Raw genomic sequence first — 18466 nt, 5'->3', positions numbered from 1 at the left:
CCGAAATCACGAAAATTCGTGCTGCGCACGCCGTGTGAGGTCGCCAATCCGTGAATCCGCCACAATCCCTTCCGCAGGTGCTACCGACACTGTACGCGCGACGACGTTGGCGCATCGTTTGTCGACCCACAGTGGAGGCGCGGCACCACAAATCCCAAAACGCCCAACACCGCCTTTCCTGCAAAATCGGATACTTCATCCAGGCAACTTCTGCCCATCCGTCAGGCCGATCGGCATTCTTCGCGGACGACGAAGGAGCCTCAGATATAAGCGCAGGAACACTCCGTGCTCGAAGGGGGCGGATTTCAGAAGTCACTCAACCATGCGTGCCTTGTGCAACTGCGGACATTCCTGGCCATAATAGACCAGCACGTACCCCCCATCAAGGCACCGGCTACGGGATCGTCGTCGACGGACACAGTCTTGGCAGCGCGCATCATCAATGAGACCGCGACTCCGACCAGTCTGGCGCCGACCAGGAGATTATCTGCCCGATGCGGTGATCTTGGCATGCTTCACACTGATGCTCGGTCGGCGGCCGGACGTGGGCAGGTGGTGCTTTGGGTCGCTTGTATCGGCGACTGCGCGCGCGTAAGAGCTGGAGCGAAAGCCTTTGGCTTCAGCGCCACCGCTTCTCCTCGGTGTCGTATGTGCCAGCAAGTGGATCGCTCACGGCCATCAGCTCACGTTTGAGCACTTTATTGCTGGAGGTGGTTCTGGGAAGCGCCGAACTGAAGGCGATGTACCGCGGCACCTTGAACGCGGCAAGGTGCGCACGAGCATGCTCGAGAATACGCTCCACGACCAGAATGTTTGGCGTGATGCCTTCCCTCAGTTCGACGCAAATCTTAAGCTCCTCGCCGCGCTTCACATCGGGAACGGGCACGGCGGCCACATCCGCAATCTCGGGAATCTCGCGGATGACAGCCTCCACCTCGCCCGCAGCGATGTTCTCGCTCGAGCGGCGGATCATGTCCTTCGTGCGTCCCACCAGCCAATAAAGGCCAAGTTCATCGCGACGCATTAGATCACCGGTCTTGAACCATTCGCCTTCAAATAGGGCGGCATTTGCTTCCGGCTTGTTCCAATAGCCCTTGAAGATCCCGCGCCCCCTCACCCACAGCTCGCCGACGCCGCTCACCGGTGTGGGGCTGCCATCTTCGTTCATCAGGCGTAGCGTCCGAAAAGGAACACGAATCCCCACCGAACCCGAATCGGCCAGCTCATCGAGTTCGTTCGTCATTCGTGTGCCGAAACCGATTTCCGTCATCCCGTAAGCGTCTTGGGTGCGCACTCGAAAACGGTTCCGGAATTGGCGTACGGTATTGGGACTCCAGCCCCAATTCATTGTCTGCTTCAGGCATGTCGCCCCGTCTTCGTCGGCTACCTCGGCCTGGCGCGCTACGAGCTGGGGAAACTGGCACCATTCGATACGGTGCTGCTTGATCCAACCGATGAAGCGCGTCGAGCTGACTTGGGGTGCTAGGTAGAGTGTGCCGCCCTGTCGATACGAATTCAGAAGATGCCATTGCGGATCGATATAGAAGAAGGGCTGTGCAGACAGATACCTCTGGTATGGCTGCCCGTCCCAATAGGCCCACTGGTAGGAGCTCACGCCCCAGTAGTCGTGCGTCAACATGCAGCCCTTCGGAAAGCCTGTTGTCCCTGAGGTGTATTGAATGTTCAACAGGTCGTCGGGGTGGATATTCTCCGCCACCGGAGAGTCGTCGACGTCCTTAAGCAAATGATAGAGGGTAGTGGCCGTCCCGTCGGAAGACTGTTCAACGAGAAGCACTCGCTTCTTGGCGAGATCTTGCGGCCAAGGCTCCATCGCCGAGAACACTGACCATGCGGACTCATCGATGACGGCGAATTTGGCTTGTGTATCGCTGAGAACGTATTCGATCTCCCTCGCGGTGTATCGCATGTTGATCGAGACCATCACGGCACCTAGCTTCGCAATCGCGAACCAAAGGATCGGGAATTCGATGCGATTGGGCAACATCACCCCAATGCGATCGCCCTTGCGTACGCCGAATGCACGCAGCGCATGTGCATATTTATTGGACGATCGATCCATCTTAGAGTAGGTCGCTTGCTGACCGCGATCGAAGACGTCGATTGCGATTGTCGAGCCGTGCGTTCTCGCACGCCTTGAAACCAGCTGTCCGATCGTGATGGTTTCATAAGCGGATTCCAGCTTCTCGATCTTGCGCAACACATTTGCCATGCGCTCTTGCAGCTGAGTTTGTGTCCCTTTTGGAGAGGTCATCATTGGAAACCTTGTTCAGGGAAATAAGGAAAAGTCTGCTAACTGGCGCAACCCTTCCATTTGTCTGCTCGCTGAGGCCGCCTTTTTGCCAAAATCGGGTCTTGACGTCGGTGATTTCCCACACCTCGGCCTGCCCGCCCAGCATGCGTGTGACAGAGGCGACAGAATTGAACTACGCCTGCCATTTTGCTTCACCTTCTATCGACGAGCTACACTATGGCCTACACGGTCAGCTTGTGATTGTTAGTACATCATGAACAGGGATCGAGATACTACCTACTCGGGTGGACCAATCCGACGAGCTCGCAACCGTTTCGAGTCACCCGCCCTTCAAGCGCTGTGAGACAGCCAGCACTCACGATCGAGCAAATCGATAAGCCACGATCGCCGCATCTTCCTCGACGAAGCGATGGATTTTCGAGACGATGGACGTCGTATTGCTGGCGCGGATCGCGTCGCACGGAATTCAGGCGACCAACGATTAAAAACCATGTTCATCCCTCAGGGCGCACAAGCTATCGCCGTTCGTGCCGCCGACACTGAAAACTAAGGACACGCGTCAATCATTAACGATCTCGTCGAGCCAACTAGTAGCTCGTCACAGTGGTTTTGACTGGTCGATTCGGAGCCAGCTCAGGACGGGGATGTCCTGCGGAGCCACGAGGATCTCGATGCTTCGGGGTACGCCAGGTTGACGCCGGATCAGACCATTTCGTTCGAGCGTCACGACCATCTGGTGGACCGAGGGCGGGCTGACTTGAAAGTGGCGCTGCATGTCGGTCTCGGCAGGCGGGCGCCGGAACATGTGCGAGTAGGTGTAGATGAAAGCCAGGTACTGACCTTGCTTTTCGGTGAAAGCTTGAGCGCTGAGGCTGCGAGCGGCGCCTGATTTTCGATTCATTTGTCGATTCGTCCGGCCCTCCAACAGGGAGGTCGGCATGAATGTACGTTATCGGGTCGAATTGAGCCAAGCCGAACGCGATGCGCTCACCGCGATGTTGAGCAAGGGCAAGCGGGCCGCTCGCAAGCTCAAGCGCGCCCAGATCTTGCTGGCGGCCGATGCCGGCCGCAGCGATGAGGAGATTGCCCGCGCCGTGGCGGTGAGCGGTTCCACCGTGTACCGGACCAAGCGGCGCTTCGTGGAAGGCAATCTTGAACGGGCGCTGAGCGAGGAGCCGCGCCCTGGGGCGGAGCGCAAGCTCTCCGGCAAGGAGGAAGCCCTGTTGGTGGCAACGGCTTGCGCAAACCCTCCCGAGGGTCGCGCCCGCTGGACCTTGGAGCTTTTGGCCGACGCCATGGTCAAGCTTACCGACCACGAGAGCCTGTCGGGTGAGACGGTGCGCCGGCGGCTGGCCGAAAACGGCCTCAAGCCCTGGCGCAAAGAGATGTGGTGCATTCCAAAGGTTGACGGCGAATACGTCGCCCGCATGGAAGACGTGCTCGACCTCTATGCCGAGGCGCCAGATCCCGCCCGGCCGATGGTCTGCTTCGACGAGAGCCCGGTCCAGCTCATCGGCGAGGTTCGCCAACCGATCCCGGCCGAGCCGGGCCAGCTCGAACGCTACGATTGCGAGTACCGCCGCAACGGCACCGTCAATCTGTTCGTTCTGCCTCGACGTGCATCGGCCCTGGCGCAAGGTCAAGGTCACCGAGCGGCGGGCGGCAGAAGATTACGCTCAATGCATGCGCGAACTCGTCGATGTCCATTATCCCGATGCCGCGTGCATCCGGGTCGTCCAGGACAACCTGTCGACCCACTCGGCCGGTGCCCTCTATGAGGCCTTTGCGCCCGCCGAGGCTCGGCGGATTCTGAAGCGTTTGGAGTTCCACTACACCCCCAAGCATGCCAGCTGGCTCAACATGGTCGAGATCGAGATCGGCGTGCTGCGTGGTCAGTGCCTGGACCGCAGAATCGACGACCCGAATTGGCTCCGCCGCAAAATCGAAGCATGGGAACGACAACGAAATGCCGCCGGCGCTCGCATCAAATGGATGTTCACAACCGACAAAGCCCGCGCCAAAATGGGCCGCGCCTATCCTCTCGTGGCCAAAGAGTCATAATCACGGTGCCGAGGTACTAGGATCAATTCCAATTCTCTTCGATGCGAAAAATCTGGCTTGTCGGTGTTCACCTATCGCGTTAGGACGTGCGCGAGCATATCCGCGGGTATGTAGCGTGATCAGCGAGCGGACCCACGACCGAAAGGCGCCGGAGAGTCCGCGGCACCTGAAGTTCCTCTCAGACAATCTTCTCGGACCACCGACCGGCTGAAAAGGTGATCGGCGGGTCGGCACGATTTAGAGCTTCAAAGGCGACACTTACATAACTCATGCATTTACGCGGTCAGATATCGGCTCCGAAGAGCAAGCCTGCCCGTGCCCACCAAGATGCCGCCGTCACCTCCTTGTCCGCGATGATCAGCGTAAGCTCGAACTGCCAGGAACAAACCCGACGCCAGCCTTCGGCTTCATGTCGCATGCCCCCACATGGGATGGACTTTCACCTGCTGCCATCACAGACTCGCGATCCGGCTCGCGTTTCGCATCGCCGGAACGATGGATGATTATTTGTACTCCCGTTCGGTCCACCACGGAAAATAATCAGGCATGTCGACCGAAATCTTGTCCTTGAACACCGCGGGCCGCTTTCCCAGGAACGCCATCACGCCTTCCTTGGCGTCGGCGGAACGGCCGCGCGTATAGAAACCGCGGCTGTCGATCTTGTGGGCTTCCATGGGATCGTCGGCGCCCAGCATACGCCACATCATCTGCCGGATCAGCGCGATCGACACCGGCGCGGTCTTCTCGGCGATCTCGCGCGCCAGCGTATGAGCGGTCGGGAGTAGCTGATCAGGCGGCACCACCTTGCTGACTAGCCGCCCCGCAAGCGCCTCCAACGCCGGGAAGACGCGGCCGGTGTAGCACCACTCGAGCGCCTGTGCGATGCCGACGATGCGCGGCAGGAACCAACTCGCGGCCTCCGCCGGTACAATGCCACGTTGGGAGAATACAAAGCCGAAGCGCGCGGCTTCAGAAGCAATGCGAATGTCCATGCCTAGCTGCATGGTCGCTCCCACGCCGACGGCCGGCCCATTCACCGCGGCGATCACGGGCTTGAGGCATTTGAAGATCCGCAACGTGAGATGGCCGCCGCTGTCGCTGACCTTCGGATCGCCGTAATCCACGGTGCCATCGGGCAGCCGTTTCACGGGCCCGCGCTGCGCGTCGGTGTCAAATGAGCCGCCCCCCCCCGAAAGATCGCCGCCGGCGCAAAATGCGCGACCTTCGCCTGTTACGATGATCACGCGGACGTCGTCGTCCCTATCGGCGCGGTCGAAGGCGTCGATCAGTTCGCTCTCCATGGTGTCAGTATAGGCGTTGAGCTTCCTCGGCCGGTTCAAGGTGATCGTGAGGATCTGCTCGACGAGCTCATATTTGATGGTCTCATAGGTCATGGCATTTTCCTTCGCTTTTTGCCTGGGTGTGTGAGTAGCGGCGGTCAGATCATTGCGACTCTAGTGTCCTGCGTCACAACTTCGCATCATTAGATTCGCGTTAGAGTCGCATCGCTGTGACATGTCTATTGGTGACAACAGAATGAAGCATTCGATGGCGCGGCAACTTGCTGCCCTGATCCTAAGCGATGAGGAACGGACTAAGCTGAAGGCGTTGGCGGGCCGCCGCAAGCCGGCCCAAGCCCTGGCAGTAAGGGCCCGGATCGTTCTGGCCTGGGCGGAAGGTAGCCAGAACCGAGCATGCCGTCGTCCTATGGGTAGATGAGAAGTCCCAAATCCAAGCGCTCGACGCAGCCGGCCCACGTTGCCGACGCGTCCCGGTCAGCCGGCGGCGCAGCCACGACTACATGCGCCACGGCACGACCTCGGTCTTCGCGGCGCTCGACATGCCGACGGGTAAGATCATCGGCAAATGCTACTCCTGCCACCGCGTCGCCGAGTTCCGCAAGTTCCTCGATGAGATCGAGGCCGTGCCGCGCGGTCTCGACGTCCATCTCGTCATGGACAACTACAAACGGCCGCTGGCATGTCCATCTCACGCCGACCAGCTCCTCCTGGCTCAATCAGGCCGAGGCCTTCTTCGAGCTCATCACCGATAAAAGGATCCGGCGCGCGGTATCGATCGCAGGCGTCCAGACTCCGCACGCCGATATTATCGACTTCCTCAGTCCTCACAATGTCAATCCCAAGCCATTCAAACGGACCAAGTCTGCCGACGACATCCTCGTTTCCATCGAACGATCTGCCGCTACAATACTCAAGTCTAAGCGTCGTAATCTCGCAACTTGGACACTAGTCTGCTTCAGTGCCTCCACTTATTTACCCGAGAATCGGGAACAACGAACCTACCAAGGTCGATAGTGCTCCGTTAGTTACGGTACGCACGTCCTAGCCAAGATTAAGCGGTTTCCGAGCTGAGGCAATCGGGAGCGGTCAGCACTGGGACGCGTAGCTGGTTTAGCACTACTTTGGCAGATTCATTTACGCCGCTGTTTTTCACGGATTCGTCTTCTGCAATATCGGCATCGCTGAGTCGACGGTCGAAGAATGAGATTGACGTCGGCCTGGCGTACCACCGGCAACTTGGTTGAGGTGGAGGTCTGTTGATTCTTTTTTCCGCCCCGCCTGGCTGCGCCGTGACCGGGGCGCATGGGCAACATGGGCTGGCTGCGGTTGAGCGCCTGGATTTGGGACTTCTCGTCCACACACAGGACAACGGCTGGGCGGGGAGACGTAGAGGCCGACCACATCGCGCACCTTGGCCACGAAATCCGGGTCGGTCGAGAGCTTGAACGTCTCCATCCGATGAGGCTGCAAACCGAAGGCTCGCCAGATGCGCTCCACGCTTGAGACCGACAGCCCGCTTTCACTTCGCCGTGCCGCGCTACCTCCAGTGGGTCGCGTCCTTTGGAAGGCTTTCCAAGGTTTTTACGATGGTGGCTTCGATGCGCGCACTATCGATCGTCCGGGGGCTCCGGCCTTTGGCTCGTCGCGCAGGCCCTCCGCGCGGTCCCGCACAAAGTGCCGACGCCGCTTGCCGACCGTCATCTCGACCACACCGAGCTTCGCCCGCCCCATGACGCGGATGTCGGCGTGAAGTGGACATGATAGTTCGGCCGGCGGGCGAGCCACGCTTTGATCTTGGGTGTCTTGTGGGTGGCCCAATTATCCATGACGACTCGAGCCATTCAGCAACGTGAGCGTCGATCTCTTTGAGGAACTTCAAGAACTCGACCGCCCGGTGGCGCTTGTAGCATTTACCGATGACAAACCCCGACGCGACATCAAGTGCAGCAAACAGCGAGGTCGTGCCATGCCACACATAGCTGTGCGTGCGACGTTCCGGTACGCCAAGCATCATCGGCAAGACCGGCTACTCGCGATCGAGTGCTTGAATCTGACTTTTCTCATCGATGCTGAGGACAAGGGCTCGGTTTGGTGGGGATAGGTAAAGCCCGACGATAGCGCGCACACGACAGCGGATCGCTCGACGGCTTGAATGTTTGGCTACGGTGCGGCTGCAAGCCGAATGCTGCCCATATTCGGCGGATCGTGGTGTAGGAAAAGCCAGTTTCCGCAGCCGTCGAGCGGATCGACCAGTGCGTCGCATCGGCCGGCGTCGTATGCAACGTCCGCTCGATCACGGCGGCCACCTGATCGTCGTTGATGGTTCGAGGGCGGCCAAGGCGGGCTTCGTCAAGCAGGCCATCACAGCGATCCTTCAAAAATCGGCGGCGCCACTTGCCAACGGTCTGTTCGTGGAGGCCGAGTTCGGCAGCGATAGACTTGCTTGGCAAGCCATCCGCACATCGCAGGATAGCGCGGCATCGCTCAGATAACGACAAGGCAACACGATGACGACGAACTTGCCTCTTCAAGTACGCCCGCGCCTGCTGACTCAGCACAAACGGCGCGATCGGCCGGCCTCTCATACCTGCATTCGCCACAAGCTCTATCCTTCAGAGGTCCCAGCGCTTTTTTATGTGACGAACTTGCATTCCAGATGACTAGTCTAGCACTTAGTAGCATTGAGACCGTGGCGCTCATCCGGCATGACGGCCGCAAAAGGTTTCGAGCTCCCGCCAACGAGCGAGCTATGAAGCTATGAGGCAGGAAAACATCACCTGCCAGTAGACACGCACCGCCAGGGGGGATTTTTGGATTAACGGCTGACGAGGAACGCTTCTCAACGAAGCTCCTCAAAGTTTTATCGAATAGCCCATCTTGTGATCGAACTTACGCTAGTATTACCCTGGAAGCCGGGGCCAATTTGGTTATCCCGTCGCGAATGTTCTATGTCAGCTTGGCCTTCTGGTGTGATGGTTCTACCTTGCAGCTATACGCTGCATTGGCGATTTGCTGCGAGCTCCTGCTACCGGAGCGCGTCGGGAAAGCCTCAGCCCAGCACTGACTGTCCGTTCTTGACGACGGTAACTTGGCGCTCTCGAGCATGAGCCTCGAATGAGATGGAATTGCCGTCCTTCCAGAGATTGACCGTAATAACCTCGCCCGGGAACACCGGGGCAGAAAAGCGGGCGCGGTGACGATGGAAGGCAGAGGGATCGTAGTCGGCATACGTCTGCAACACGGCTCTGCAGGTCAGTCCATAGGTGCACATCCCGTGGAGAATCGGCTTCGGAAAACCGGCCCGACGCGCGAATTCCAGATCGCTATGCAAGGGATTTCGATCACCCGATAAACGATAGATCAGCGCTTGGTCGGGCCGGATCGAGATATCGATTGATCTGTCCGGCGCTCGGCAGGGCACCTGGTGCGGCTCGGGCATTCCCTGCAATGGTCCTCCAAAGCCGCCGTCGCCCCTCGCAAAGGTAGAAGAAACGATTGTGACGATCTTGTCACCCTCGCCATCTCTGACAACGATTTCGCTCTGAATGATCGCACCTTTCTCCTTGCCTTTGTCGTACACGCCACGTACGCGCGCATCCGCAGTCACGCTGGCAGCGACAGAAATCGGCTTATGGAATGTAATGTCGCGTTCGCCATCTACGACCATGACGCGGTTGAGGTCTATGACTCCTGGTCGTGCCCCCCAGACGCAGACCGAAGCAAAGGTGGGAACCACCTTCAGCGATTTGGGTCTTGCAAATGCCTCATTAACGAACTGCAGTTCCTTTTCGTTCAGGGGATCGGAGCCCATGCCAATGCCAAGCGCATAAAGCATCACCTCGCGATCGCTCCACGAATAGCGAGCGGCTTCGGTCCTGAGAGTAAGTACCGCGGGATAATCAATTGGCATCGGCCCTTCCCTTCCTGTCATTTGCCCTTTACGCTCATGCGAGCGTGGAACGCGCTGCGGACCGACGAGCTTGCCCTGCAATCGCGAGATCGGCGGCGAAACGCTTAAAGTCATCTAGCTATCATGTCTATCGAGCAGAAAGGACCTGACTCCGGATCGCCGAAGACGTTAGGCCTAACCTGGAGTGCGTCAATGTCCGCAGTCTGAGACAGACTCTTTGGGACAAACTGAACGAGGATCTGCGTATCTCGGAGATAGATGCGCTCTCCGTCGCAACAGCTCGAGGGTTGACAAGCCTCCATCTCTCCCGTCCGAACCAATCGACAGTACCTTGGTCCTAACGAGTAGCTCTATGAAATCGTCCGCCGAATCATCACATTACCTCAGAGGGTAGGTTTTCCGGTTGTTTCAGCGACTTTTTCCAAGATGCAGTCGCACAGCCGCTCTACGTCGTGGACCTCATGCTCCGCTGTAATGCACACCCGGATCCCTGCCCTTCCTTGCGCGGCCGTCGGGAAGAACGTCACCGAGGTGTAGAAGCCGGCCTCAAGAAGAACTCTAGCGATTTCGATCGCATTGGCCTCCGATCCGATGGCGACCATTCTGATCGGAAGTGAATTGCGTTGCCCGGCGGTTACAACCCGACGGTCAAAGAGGTCGATGCGTTGTGCTAATCGCCCCTGCCGCTGGCTGAGTTCTGGCGAGCGGTGAATCTTGCACGAGCCGAGCGCCGCGCCAACCGCCGCCAGATTGGACGCCACCGAAGACGCATAGGCAACGGAGTACTGTCGAAACAGCGCCTCGTGATCGGCCGCTCCAAGCATCAACATACCGACCCGATGCGCCGAAGCCCTTGGCTAACGAGGCTGCTAGGATGATTCGATCACCGAGCGCTTGCGGAAACTGAGAGCGAGCAAATCCTTCGCCTTGGCGTCCGACGATGGATATGCCGTGAGCATCGTCGATATAGAGAAAGAGCCCATAACGTTCCTGGAGCTGACGCAGTTCCTTAATCGGCGAATGGCCTCCCATGGAGTAAGCACCATCACAAACATACGCGACCACCGGATTTTCTCGGCACAAACGTTCGAGTGCGTCGACGTCGTCGTGTCCTATCGTTTCCACCGGCGTTTCATCAGCCACCACCGGCTTGTGATACGCGAACGAGATGTGCGCAAGGCGATCGAACACGACGACCGGCTTCCTACCGCCCATCAATTGGCCCGAAGCAAGGATGGGCATCGCGCCCATATTGGCGAGCATGCCACTGGAAAAGGCGAGCACACGTGCGCAGAACATCTCGGACAGCGTTTCTTCAAGCTCTCCCAGAAGATCGAAATTGAGCCGCGTTCGTGCGCAGGACCAATGCATTGACCGCTGCGCCTCGATCGCTTCGATCGCGCCAGCGACGATCACGGGATGATTGTCCAAGCCCAGGTAGGAGCATCGCGCGAAATCAATTATCTCCAGTCGACTATCAATTGGACCGGAGCCGATAAAAAAGGTGCGCCCGGTGGTCGTACGTCCCTGGACGGCTATGAGACCGGCCGTGTCGGCTGCATCGAAATACGGCCTGCTATCGCTGATCAGGTAGGCAGTATTCCGTCCAGTCGGATAACCGCTATCGGACGGAGTGATCCGCTGCTGCATTTCATTCTCCATCCTGATTTGCCAAGGATATGCAGTAGACCACTCAGCTGCGCCGCACGGGAGCTTGGCGACATCGGGCCGAACTGAAGCTTCTGTACAGGCAGCTCGATCGCGCCCCTTGCCCAAACGAATTAAACCACTGGCTAAATCGCTTGGGCAGCTACCGAATCATATAGGGCTAGGAGCCTGTCCCGGTAATGGACTTGGGATCAAGCGAAGCGAGTTCTGAAGCGGCTTTTTGGGGAGACAAGTTTCTCCTCAGCGTGCGGCTGCGAGTTTTGCGAGGTTGTGAGCGATGCAGATCATGGCCCATTCGGCTTTGACCTTGTCGATGCTGCGCAGGAGGAACTGGCGGAAGCCTTTTGCCTGCTTGATCTGGCCGAAGACGGGCTCGACGATCTGTTTTCGCAATCGATACCGGCTTCGATAGCCTGCGCGCTTGAGCTTTGTGCTCATTCTGGCGATGAGCGTGCCGGATTTGAGCTTCCTTTTTGTCGTGGCCGCCTTGGTGCCGTGTTTTTGCCGTCCGGTGGCGACGTAGCCCTCGATCCGGCGTCGGATGAGCGTGCGAAGATTGGCTTGCGAGCAATAGCCCGCATCGGCCGATGCTTCATCCGGGTTCTTCCCGAGATTGGCTTTTATGGCATCGAGCAATGGCGCAAGCTGCGCCTGATCGCTCGGCGAGTTGGTCAGCGTATGCGCCACGATGATCTGATGGGCGCCATCGACGGCGGCCTGTGCGTTGTAGCCCTGGATGAAGCCGTTTTTGGTCGACATCACGCGGCTGTCGGGATCGGTGAAGTTGCGTTGTGCCCTCTCGCTCGGCTCTGCCGTGACGGGCTTGGATTTGCGTCCCGGCCGGCCCTTGCCGCCGTCGCCGGAGCCGTCGTCGTCCGGCTTCGAGGCGGCTTTGGCTTTGGCTTCAGCTTCCAGCGCGGCCTTGGCGGTACGGATTTTCTCGAGCCGCTTCTCTTTATTGGCCATCCACTCAGGCATCTCGTCGCCACGCTTCGAGGCTCCGAACTGACGATCCTCAGCCTTGTCGGTCTGGGCGGCCTGAGCCAGCCAGTGCTGAACCTCCGCCGCAAGCCTCGGCTCCGCCTCTTTCATCCGGCCATAGCTCATCGCCTTGTTGATCCCGGCATTGGCCTTGATCTTGGTGCCGTCGAGCGCCACATGGCCAATGCTTCACAAGCCCGCTTCGCGGCACAGCGCAAGAACCTGCCGGAACAAGCCCGAGAGGGCCGCCAAATGCCGTTTGCGGAACTCGCTGATCGTGCGGAAGTCCGGATGCTGCATCCCCGTTACTGCCGCAAAATCCAGCCGCTCCTCGCAGCCCCGCCCGATCTTGCGCGACGAGTAAATCCCCTGGCTGTACGCATAAAGCAGCAGCGCCACCATCATGCCAGGATGATAGGGCGGAAAGCCGCGCTCCTCATCGTAGACATCCATGACCCGCGACAGGTCCAAGCCCGTGCGAACCGTGTCGCGAACAAAGTGGGCCACGTGCCCGGAAGGCACCAAATCCTGGATCGACGGCGGCAGCAGCCAAACCTGATCAACGTCCCAAGGTCGAAATGTCTTGCTCATCCGCCGTTTGAATCACCACGCTCGTTCCTCGTCCAGAAACATCCGATTACTCAGACACGCTCCTAGTCTTACTGTGTCACAAAAGAAGGCGATTCGTCTGCCGGGTGCAACAGGGACAGCGTGAGATGTTCCGGGCGATGGCAACGATCAGTCTTCGCCGCATCGTCGCGATCGAGTTCGGGATGTGACGTTCGGGTCGCAGCGGCGGAGCCTCTGGGTCGGTAACCGTTGGGAACCGCAAGTTTCTTGAACGGCCTGGTGGAACGAGATCCCGAGGGGGGGAATCGTCTCCCTCTCGGAGACCAGGAACCCGTAGGCCGCGATGCACAGCGTGGCGTGGTGGTGGAAGCCACGCCAACCTCGCCCTTCGAAATGCCCGAGCCCAACCTCTTGTTTGAGATCCTGATAGTCGCGCTCGATGCGCCAGCGCAGCTTGGTTAGCTCGACTAGCCTGCCGAAAGTGATCGTTTCCGGCAACGTTGAAAGCCAGTATTTGGTCGGCTCGTCCTCACCTTCTGGCCATTCGATCAAAAGCCATTCTTCCGGTCGGCTTTCGGTGAGCTGGTAATCTCGATGCGCGACGCAAACGCGCGCGCGAGCGAAGCGCGACGATAGCCGCTCGGCCGCACCTCTCGCCACTTGATCGTGCGCCAGGCCCGCTTAGGAAGGCAAAGAGCAAGCTCCTTGACCGAAATCGGTTGATGCTTGTGGTCGCGGCGCAGCAGCTTTGGTGGTCGCCCTTTGCCCGACCATTTTTTGGCGGCAGCGGCGCCGTGTCGGACGTCCACACCGTGGTGTTTGGCAAGATACCGGCCACATAGGTCAACGCCAACGCGCTGATGCTGGTCCGCAGGTCCGTGTTGCAGCCATATCCGGCATCCATCAGCACCACGCCGCGAGGAAGCCCGGCTCGGCAGGCCGCGTCGATCTGCTCAAGCGCGATCTCTGGCTTGGTCTTAAAGCTGATCTCCTTGGGCACGCCCGCTTTGCGCCGACGCTTCTTATCTGCCGCCCATTCCTCCGGCAGATAGAGACGATACATCGCCGGCAGACTGGCGTGGTGATTGGCAAGCGACAGGGACACCGCGACTTGGCAGTTATCCTGCTTGCCGAGCTGCCCGCAGTATTGACGCGCCACACCGACTGAGTGCGCTCCCTTCTTGGGAAAACCGGTGTCATCGATGATCCACGCTTCGATCGGTCCATGGCGCTCTATCGCCGGCAGTACCATCTCACCCACTTTGGCCAAAACACCCTCGTCAGACCAAGCCGATTGACCGACGAAGTGCAGCAGCGACTGATGCTGTGCCGCCGTCCGATCAGGTGCCGTCACCGCTGCCATCGGCTCAACGCTCTTACGCTCCCCCGGCATGATTAAGCCGATGCAATAATCAAACAACGGCCGGGCCCGGTCCGCATGTCCGATCACGCTCACAAGTCCCTCGACAAAAGCCGAAAATCGCGATCCACTGCCGTCTGATGTCCGGAGATCCATATCAGCCCCCGTTGCCGATGCCTGAATCTCAACCGGTAACTGATTCTGACAGGACCTCGCCCGCGACCTTTTGAATCAGACGCTTTTTCTGACTCAGTAAGACTAGTACTCACTTTCCCTGGAACGTGAGTCGTGTTTGATCGGGATAGTGGGGCGTCTCGCGACGCCACCCACCGGGTCACCGGAGGCGGTCGCCCGCCCCCGGTTCCCACAGAACGTGGCGTGCGGATTTCCCGCACCGACGCTCTTCGACAGTTGATTCACAGCACTGCAAGCGCCTGCAGCTCCCGATAAGGGAGGCGCAGCTTAGGCTTCAGCAACGGTGTCCGTTCTTTGATTTGGTTGAAGGCGTCCCAAGTGAGGCGTCGACCCGCCCAGCTGCGGCTGCGCAGCATTCCGCGCCAGTAACGCTCCACGGCCCGATAAACTTTTACGAGACTCCGGAGATTTCCGGCGACGCCGTAATAGGCATAGTGGCCGCGCAGGACGACGTTGATTTCACCGGCCTGGTCACTGATCTTGTAATGCCGTATTCGCCGCATCAGCTCCTGCAGAGACATAAGGCTGCGCTTTAGCCGAGATTTCTCGGTGCGCATCCCAACCTTGAAGTTGCCTTTTTGGTTTCGCGTGCAATAGAGCGTCAGTCCCAGAAAGGAGATTGTTTCCGGGCGGTTTCTGCCGCGTTTGCCCGCGTGCCTTTGCGCGAACCGACCAAACTCGACCAACTTGGTCTTGGTCGGCTCTAGAGTGAGGCCGCACTTCCCCAACCGAAGACGCAAGGCGTCCTGTTCCTTGTTCGCTCGAGTGCACCGCTCCGTCTTCCAAGGCGCCCGCTTTCAACCAGCGCCGGATCAAGCTGATCAGGCGTGGACCACCCACTCGATGTTCGACAAACCGGAGGACCCAATCATGATCGAGACTCCCGAAGGACTCCTCGACAGACTACCCACCACCGCGCTCATCATCTCGACGACTATCCCGATCAGGTAACCATCGTTCGATCGCGCCATCCCTTTGAGGGATCTGCGCTTAATGTGCTTGGCTGGTGTCATCGACGCGGCGAACTTCATCTGACGCTTGTACTGCCCGATGGTACCCCGTGCCCTTGTACCGGCCGCGTGGACAGATCTGCCTATCGCACAACATTTACCGCGTGCAAGCCCGCAATGCGCTCGAGCGGCATTCCTGGCTTCCCACGCCGAGTTGCTGCACGCCCGGACGATCGTCGACGCTTTGCTGCGGCAATTGGATGCCGCGCATACTGTCCTGCCACCGGAATCGGAGGACAGCCATGCAGCAGCTAAGCTTTCTCGACCCACCACCTCAGCGCGGGGCCGTACCCGTATGGGAGGCCCTCGATAAAGAGCAGCGTGCACATCTCGTGCTGCGACTCGCCCCGACTAATCGCCCGAGCAATCGCCACTGCCGGAGATCACAACGATGAACGAACTGAGCAAGATTACCGCTGAGCACCTACGCCGATGCGCAATCGTCTACGTGCGTCAGTCCAGTACGACGCAGATCGAGCATAATCGCGAGTCCACTGCCCGGCAGTACGAGTTAGCCGAACGCGCCGCGCGGCTTGGTTGGCGACGCGATCAGGTGAAGGTCATCGATGAGGACCTCGGTATTTCCGGTTCCGGCCTTTCCGAGCGCACCGGTCTCGCGCGTATGACTGCGGAGGTCGGCCTCGGCCAGGTGGGCATCGTGCTCGGCTTGGAAGTCTCGCGACTAGCGCGCAATAATGCTGATTGGTACCGTCTGCTCGATCTATGTGGCCTGACCCACACGCTCATCGGTGATGGAGATGGGATTTATCATCCGGGCTTGTTCAATGACCGCCTGGTGCTCGGGCTCAAAGGTACGATGTCAGAGGCAGAGCTGCATGTGCTGCGTGCGCGGCTGCTCGGTGGCATCCGCAACAAGGCCGCACGCGGAGAACTGCACCGCGGGCTGCCGGTGGGTCTGGTACGGGGCGACGCCGACGGGGAGGTGCTGTTGCATCCTGACGAGTCGGTGCAAGCCGCGATCCATGCTGTCTTCGACCGCTTTGCCGAATTCGGCTCGGCACGACGCGTGTGGCTGTGGTTCCGCTCGCAAGGCCTGCGCTTTCCGCTGCACTCCAACAGCCTTGTCGATCTCCGCTGGGTCGCCCCCACTTACACAAAGATCCACCAGGTCCTCACCAACCCGTTCTATGCCGGCGTTTATGTGTATGGCCGCACCCAGCAGACATGCTATCTCGATGCGGGCGGTCGAATCCGAAAGCGCATCAGACAACGCGACCGCGAGCAGTGGCCGGTGTTCATTCGTGACCATCATGCCGGATACATCGATTGGAGTACCTTCGAGGCGAACCAGAAGCGCCTGGCGCAGAACATCCGTCCTCGACCGCACCAGAGCGGGGGTGCCGTGAGAGAAGGCGCAGCACTCCTGCAAGGCCTCGCCGTATGCGGACACTGCGGTCGGCGCCTGGCCGTACACTACAGCGGCCGGTTCTCGGCGCCCGGATATCACTGCGCCGGCAAGAACATCGTCAACGGCCGGGGCGAGTACTGCCTCAACATCGGCGGTGTGCAGATCGATGCGGCTGTCGCCGAAGCGTTCCTTGCGGCTCTCGCGCCCGCAGGCCTGGAAGCCTCGCTCCAGGCGATCGAGCAATTCGACGCCGATCACGAGACGACTCTCGCGAGTTCCGTCGCGACGTCGAGCGTGCGCGCTACAATGCGCAGCGCGCCGAGCGATGCTATCGCGCCGTGGACCCGGAGAATAGACTCGTCGCGCGTGGACTCGAAGCAGAATGGGAAAGCACTCTGCTGGAATTGAAGACTGCCGCATCCGAACTCTCGGACCGCGAACATGCCCGACCGCGCTCGCTTACGCACGAAGAACGCGACGCGATCCTTGCACTCGGTAAAGACCTCAAGCGTATCTGGTTCGCTCCCACGACGAGCGATCGCGATCGCAAGGAGTTGCTCCGCACGCTGCTCGAGGATGTCACCTTGAGAGTCGAGCGCGATAACTACAACGCTCACCTGACGCTGCGTTGGCGCGGCGGTCTCTTCGGTGAAGTTAATGTCCCATTGCCGCACTCGCATCCATCGCCGATCCGCACCGCCGACGATACGATCGATCTGCTGCGGCGACTGGCTGCACATTATCCCGACACCAAGATCGCCGGCATCCTCAATCGCCAAGGCCGTACAACGGCCACAGGACTGTCGTTTACGGCAAATCGTGTGTCGAGCCTGCGGACGCACTGGGAGATCCCGTGCTTCCAGCCGAAACAGCAAGTGCAGGACGGCGAGTGCATGACGATCGAGAAAGCAGCGCGCGCTCTCGGGATCGCACCCTCTACTTTGCATCGCTGCCTCAACGATGGCTTCATTGCCGGAGAGCAGATCACACCTGGCGCGCCTTGGCGCATCCGTATCAATGACGAGTCGCGGTCGCGCTTTGTGGAGAGTGCGCCCGAAGGTTACGTGAAGATGTTCAAGGCCATGAATCTACTCGGCGTCTCGCGGCAAACCCATCTTGCAACGTGTAAAGCGCGGCGAGCTTAAGGCCGTTCACGTCTATCGCGGACGGGCAAAAGGCATACGAATTTAGGTACCTGCAGTTGCTCCGGACCTCTTCGACCCTCTCAAAAAAACTGAAGGTGTAGTATGACGCAACATCCAACAGTCCTTTGATGCCGAACTCCAGGACCCAATCATCTTTCCAGCACCGCCCACGGCGTCCAGAACCGATTTTCCCGGCCTGTATCCATAAGAGTCCGGCAGGAAGATGAATTCCAGTTCCGACTCAATCATCTGCTTGACCACCATCTGCGCGATCCGATCGCTGATAGTGGGCCCCCCTAAAACCCTTTCCCTGCAAGATCTGTCTCGAACATCTCCAAGGTTTGTCCGTCCACTCCGGCCGCACCGCGATTGGATTTGACCGCCTTGTACGCTTCGTACACTCGCCGCTTCTCAATCGAGAACGCCTTGTTCATCGCACCGTTCGAAGTCATCCTGTTTCCAGTTGGTTCAAGAGTACGATTACCTGACCCGATCCCTTGCTCCGACCCCATTACAGGGCCCTTAGCGCTCCGAGTGGATCGGTCCGCCCCAATCTCTTGCATCGGGTACTCTCGCCTCACGGTTGGCGCCGCTTGCGCTTCTCCCCTGGCATCAAGAGCCTGG

The 18466-nt window shown here is 59.2% G+C and carries 11 protein-coding genes and 4 pseudogenes; 4 read left to right on the top strand and 11 right to left on the bottom strand.

What is annotated here, in order from left to right:
* Positions 1 to 619: 619 nt before the first annotated feature.
* On the bottom strand, positions 620 to 2272 hold the full coding sequence (locus tag ACVWW1_RS40765; RefSeq protein WP_456659791.1) for a class I adenylate-forming enzyme family protein: 1653 nt from the start codon (positions 2270 to 2272) through the stop codon (positions 620 to 622).
* A gap of 598 nt (positions 2273 to 2870) precedes the next feature.
* Positions 2871 to 3212, bottom strand: coding sequence for a LexA family protein (locus tag ACVWW1_RS40760; RefSeq protein ID WP_456659790.1), 342 nt, complete (start codon positions 3210 to 3212; stop codon positions 2871 to 2873).
* Here ACVWW1_RS40760 and ACVWW1_RS40755 point away from each other — a divergent pair.
* Positions 3211 to 4333 (top strand): IS630 family transposase gene (locus tag ACVWW1_RS40755; protein ID WP_456659789.1). Its coding sequence is split into 2 segments (ribosomal slippage): positions 3211 to 3882 and positions 3884 to 4333, totalling 1122 coding nucleotides; the frame shifts between segments, so codons are not numbered across the junction. The two genes, ACVWW1_RS40760 and ACVWW1_RS40755, sit on opposite strands and share 2 nt — an antisense overlap.
* Before the next feature lie 503 nt (positions 4334 to 4836).
* Here ACVWW1_RS40755 and ACVWW1_RS40750 read toward each other — a convergent pair.
* Entirely contained in the window at positions 4837 to 5727 is an 891-nt protein-coding gene (locus ACVWW1_RS40750) for a crotonase/enoyl-CoA hydratase family protein (protein ID WP_456659788.1), read from the bottom strand.
* Positions 5728 to 6134: 407 nt separating this feature from the next.
* Here ACVWW1_RS40750 and ACVWW1_RS40745 point away from each other — a divergent pair, with 407 nt between their 5' ends.
* A complete protein-coding gene (locus ACVWW1_RS40745; RefSeq protein ID WP_456659787.1) occupies positions 6135 to 6386 on the top strand; it encodes a hypothetical protein in 252 nt (83 codons plus the stop codon).
* 954 nt (positions 6387 to 7340) lie between these two features.
* On the opposite strand, the pseudogene ACVWW1_RS40740 reads toward ACVWW1_RS40745, so the two are convergent.
* The 7 genes and pseudogenes from ACVWW1_RS40740 to ACVWW1_RS40710 all read right to left on the bottom strand — a co-directional run.
* Positions 7341 to 8234 (bottom strand): annotated as a pseudogene (locus tag ACVWW1_RS40740) (IS630 family transposase); the annotation flags it as partial.
* Between the two features lie 449 nt (positions 8235 to 8683).
* The gene (locus ACVWW1_RS40735; protein WP_456660789.1) at positions 8684 to 9544 is read right to left on the bottom strand and encodes a MaoC/PaaZ C-terminal domain-containing protein; all 861 of its coding nucleotides are present in this window, start codon (positions 9542 to 9544) and stop codon (positions 8684 to 8686) included.
* Between the two features lie 383 nt (positions 9545 to 9927).
* A pseudogene (locus tag ACVWW1_RS40730) lies at positions 9928 to 11206 on the bottom strand (aminotransferase class I/II-fold pyridoxal phosphate-dependent enzyme).
* Between the two features lie 246 nt (positions 11207 to 11452).
* Positions 11453 to 12784: pseudogene (locus ACVWW1_RS40725) on the bottom strand (IS1182 family transposase).
* A 68-nt stretch (positions 12785 to 12852) separates the two neighbouring features.
* Positions 12853 to 14279: pseudogene (locus ACVWW1_RS40720) on the bottom strand (IS701 family transposase).
* Positions 14280 to 14539: 260 nt separating this feature from the next.
* On the bottom strand, positions 14540 to 15004 hold the full coding sequence (locus ACVWW1_RS40715) for a hypothetical protein (RefSeq protein WP_456659786.1): 465 nt from the start codon (positions 15002 to 15004) through the stop codon (positions 14540 to 14542).
* A 135-nt stretch (positions 15005 to 15139) separates the two neighbouring features.
* Positions 15140 to 15349 carry a hypothetical protein gene (locus ACVWW1_RS40710; RefSeq protein ID WP_456659785.1) on the bottom strand — a complete coding sequence of 70 codons (210 nt, stop codon included), beginning with the start codon at positions 15347 to 15349 and terminating at the stop codon, positions 15140 to 15142.
* 370 nt (positions 15350 to 15719) lie between these two features.
* Here ACVWW1_RS40710 and ACVWW1_RS40705 point away from each other — a divergent pair, with 370 nt between their 5' ends.
* Both ACVWW1_RS40705 and ACVWW1_RS40700 read left to right on the top strand, forming a co-directional pair.
* Positions 15720 to 17105 (top strand): recombinase family protein, encoded by a 1386-nt coding sequence (locus tag ACVWW1_RS40705; protein WP_456659784.1) that lies wholly within the window; start codon positions 15720 to 15722, stop codon positions 17103 to 17105.
* Positions 17102 to 17842, top strand: coding sequence for a helix-turn-helix domain-containing protein (locus ACVWW1_RS40700; RefSeq protein ID WP_456659783.1), 741 nt, complete (start codon positions 17102 to 17104; stop codon positions 17840 to 17842). The genes ACVWW1_RS40705 and ACVWW1_RS40700 overlap by 4 nt, the downstream gene beginning before the upstream one ends.
* A gap of 296 nt (positions 17843 to 18138) precedes the next feature.
* Here ACVWW1_RS40700 and ACVWW1_RS40695 read toward each other — a convergent pair whose 3' ends face one another.
* Complete coding sequence (locus ACVWW1_RS40695; protein ID WP_456659782.1) at positions 18139 to 18276, bottom strand: hypothetical protein; 138 nt, start codon at positions 18274 to 18276, stop codon at positions 18139 to 18141.
* Between the last annotated feature and the right edge of the window lie 190 nt (positions 18277 to 18466).

The sequence above is a fragment of the Bradyrhizobium sp. JR3.5 genome (genome assembly GCF_054057015.1).
The sequence above is the reverse complement of the archived record's forward strand: the minus strand, read 5'-3'. Positions and strand labels throughout refer to the sequence as shown.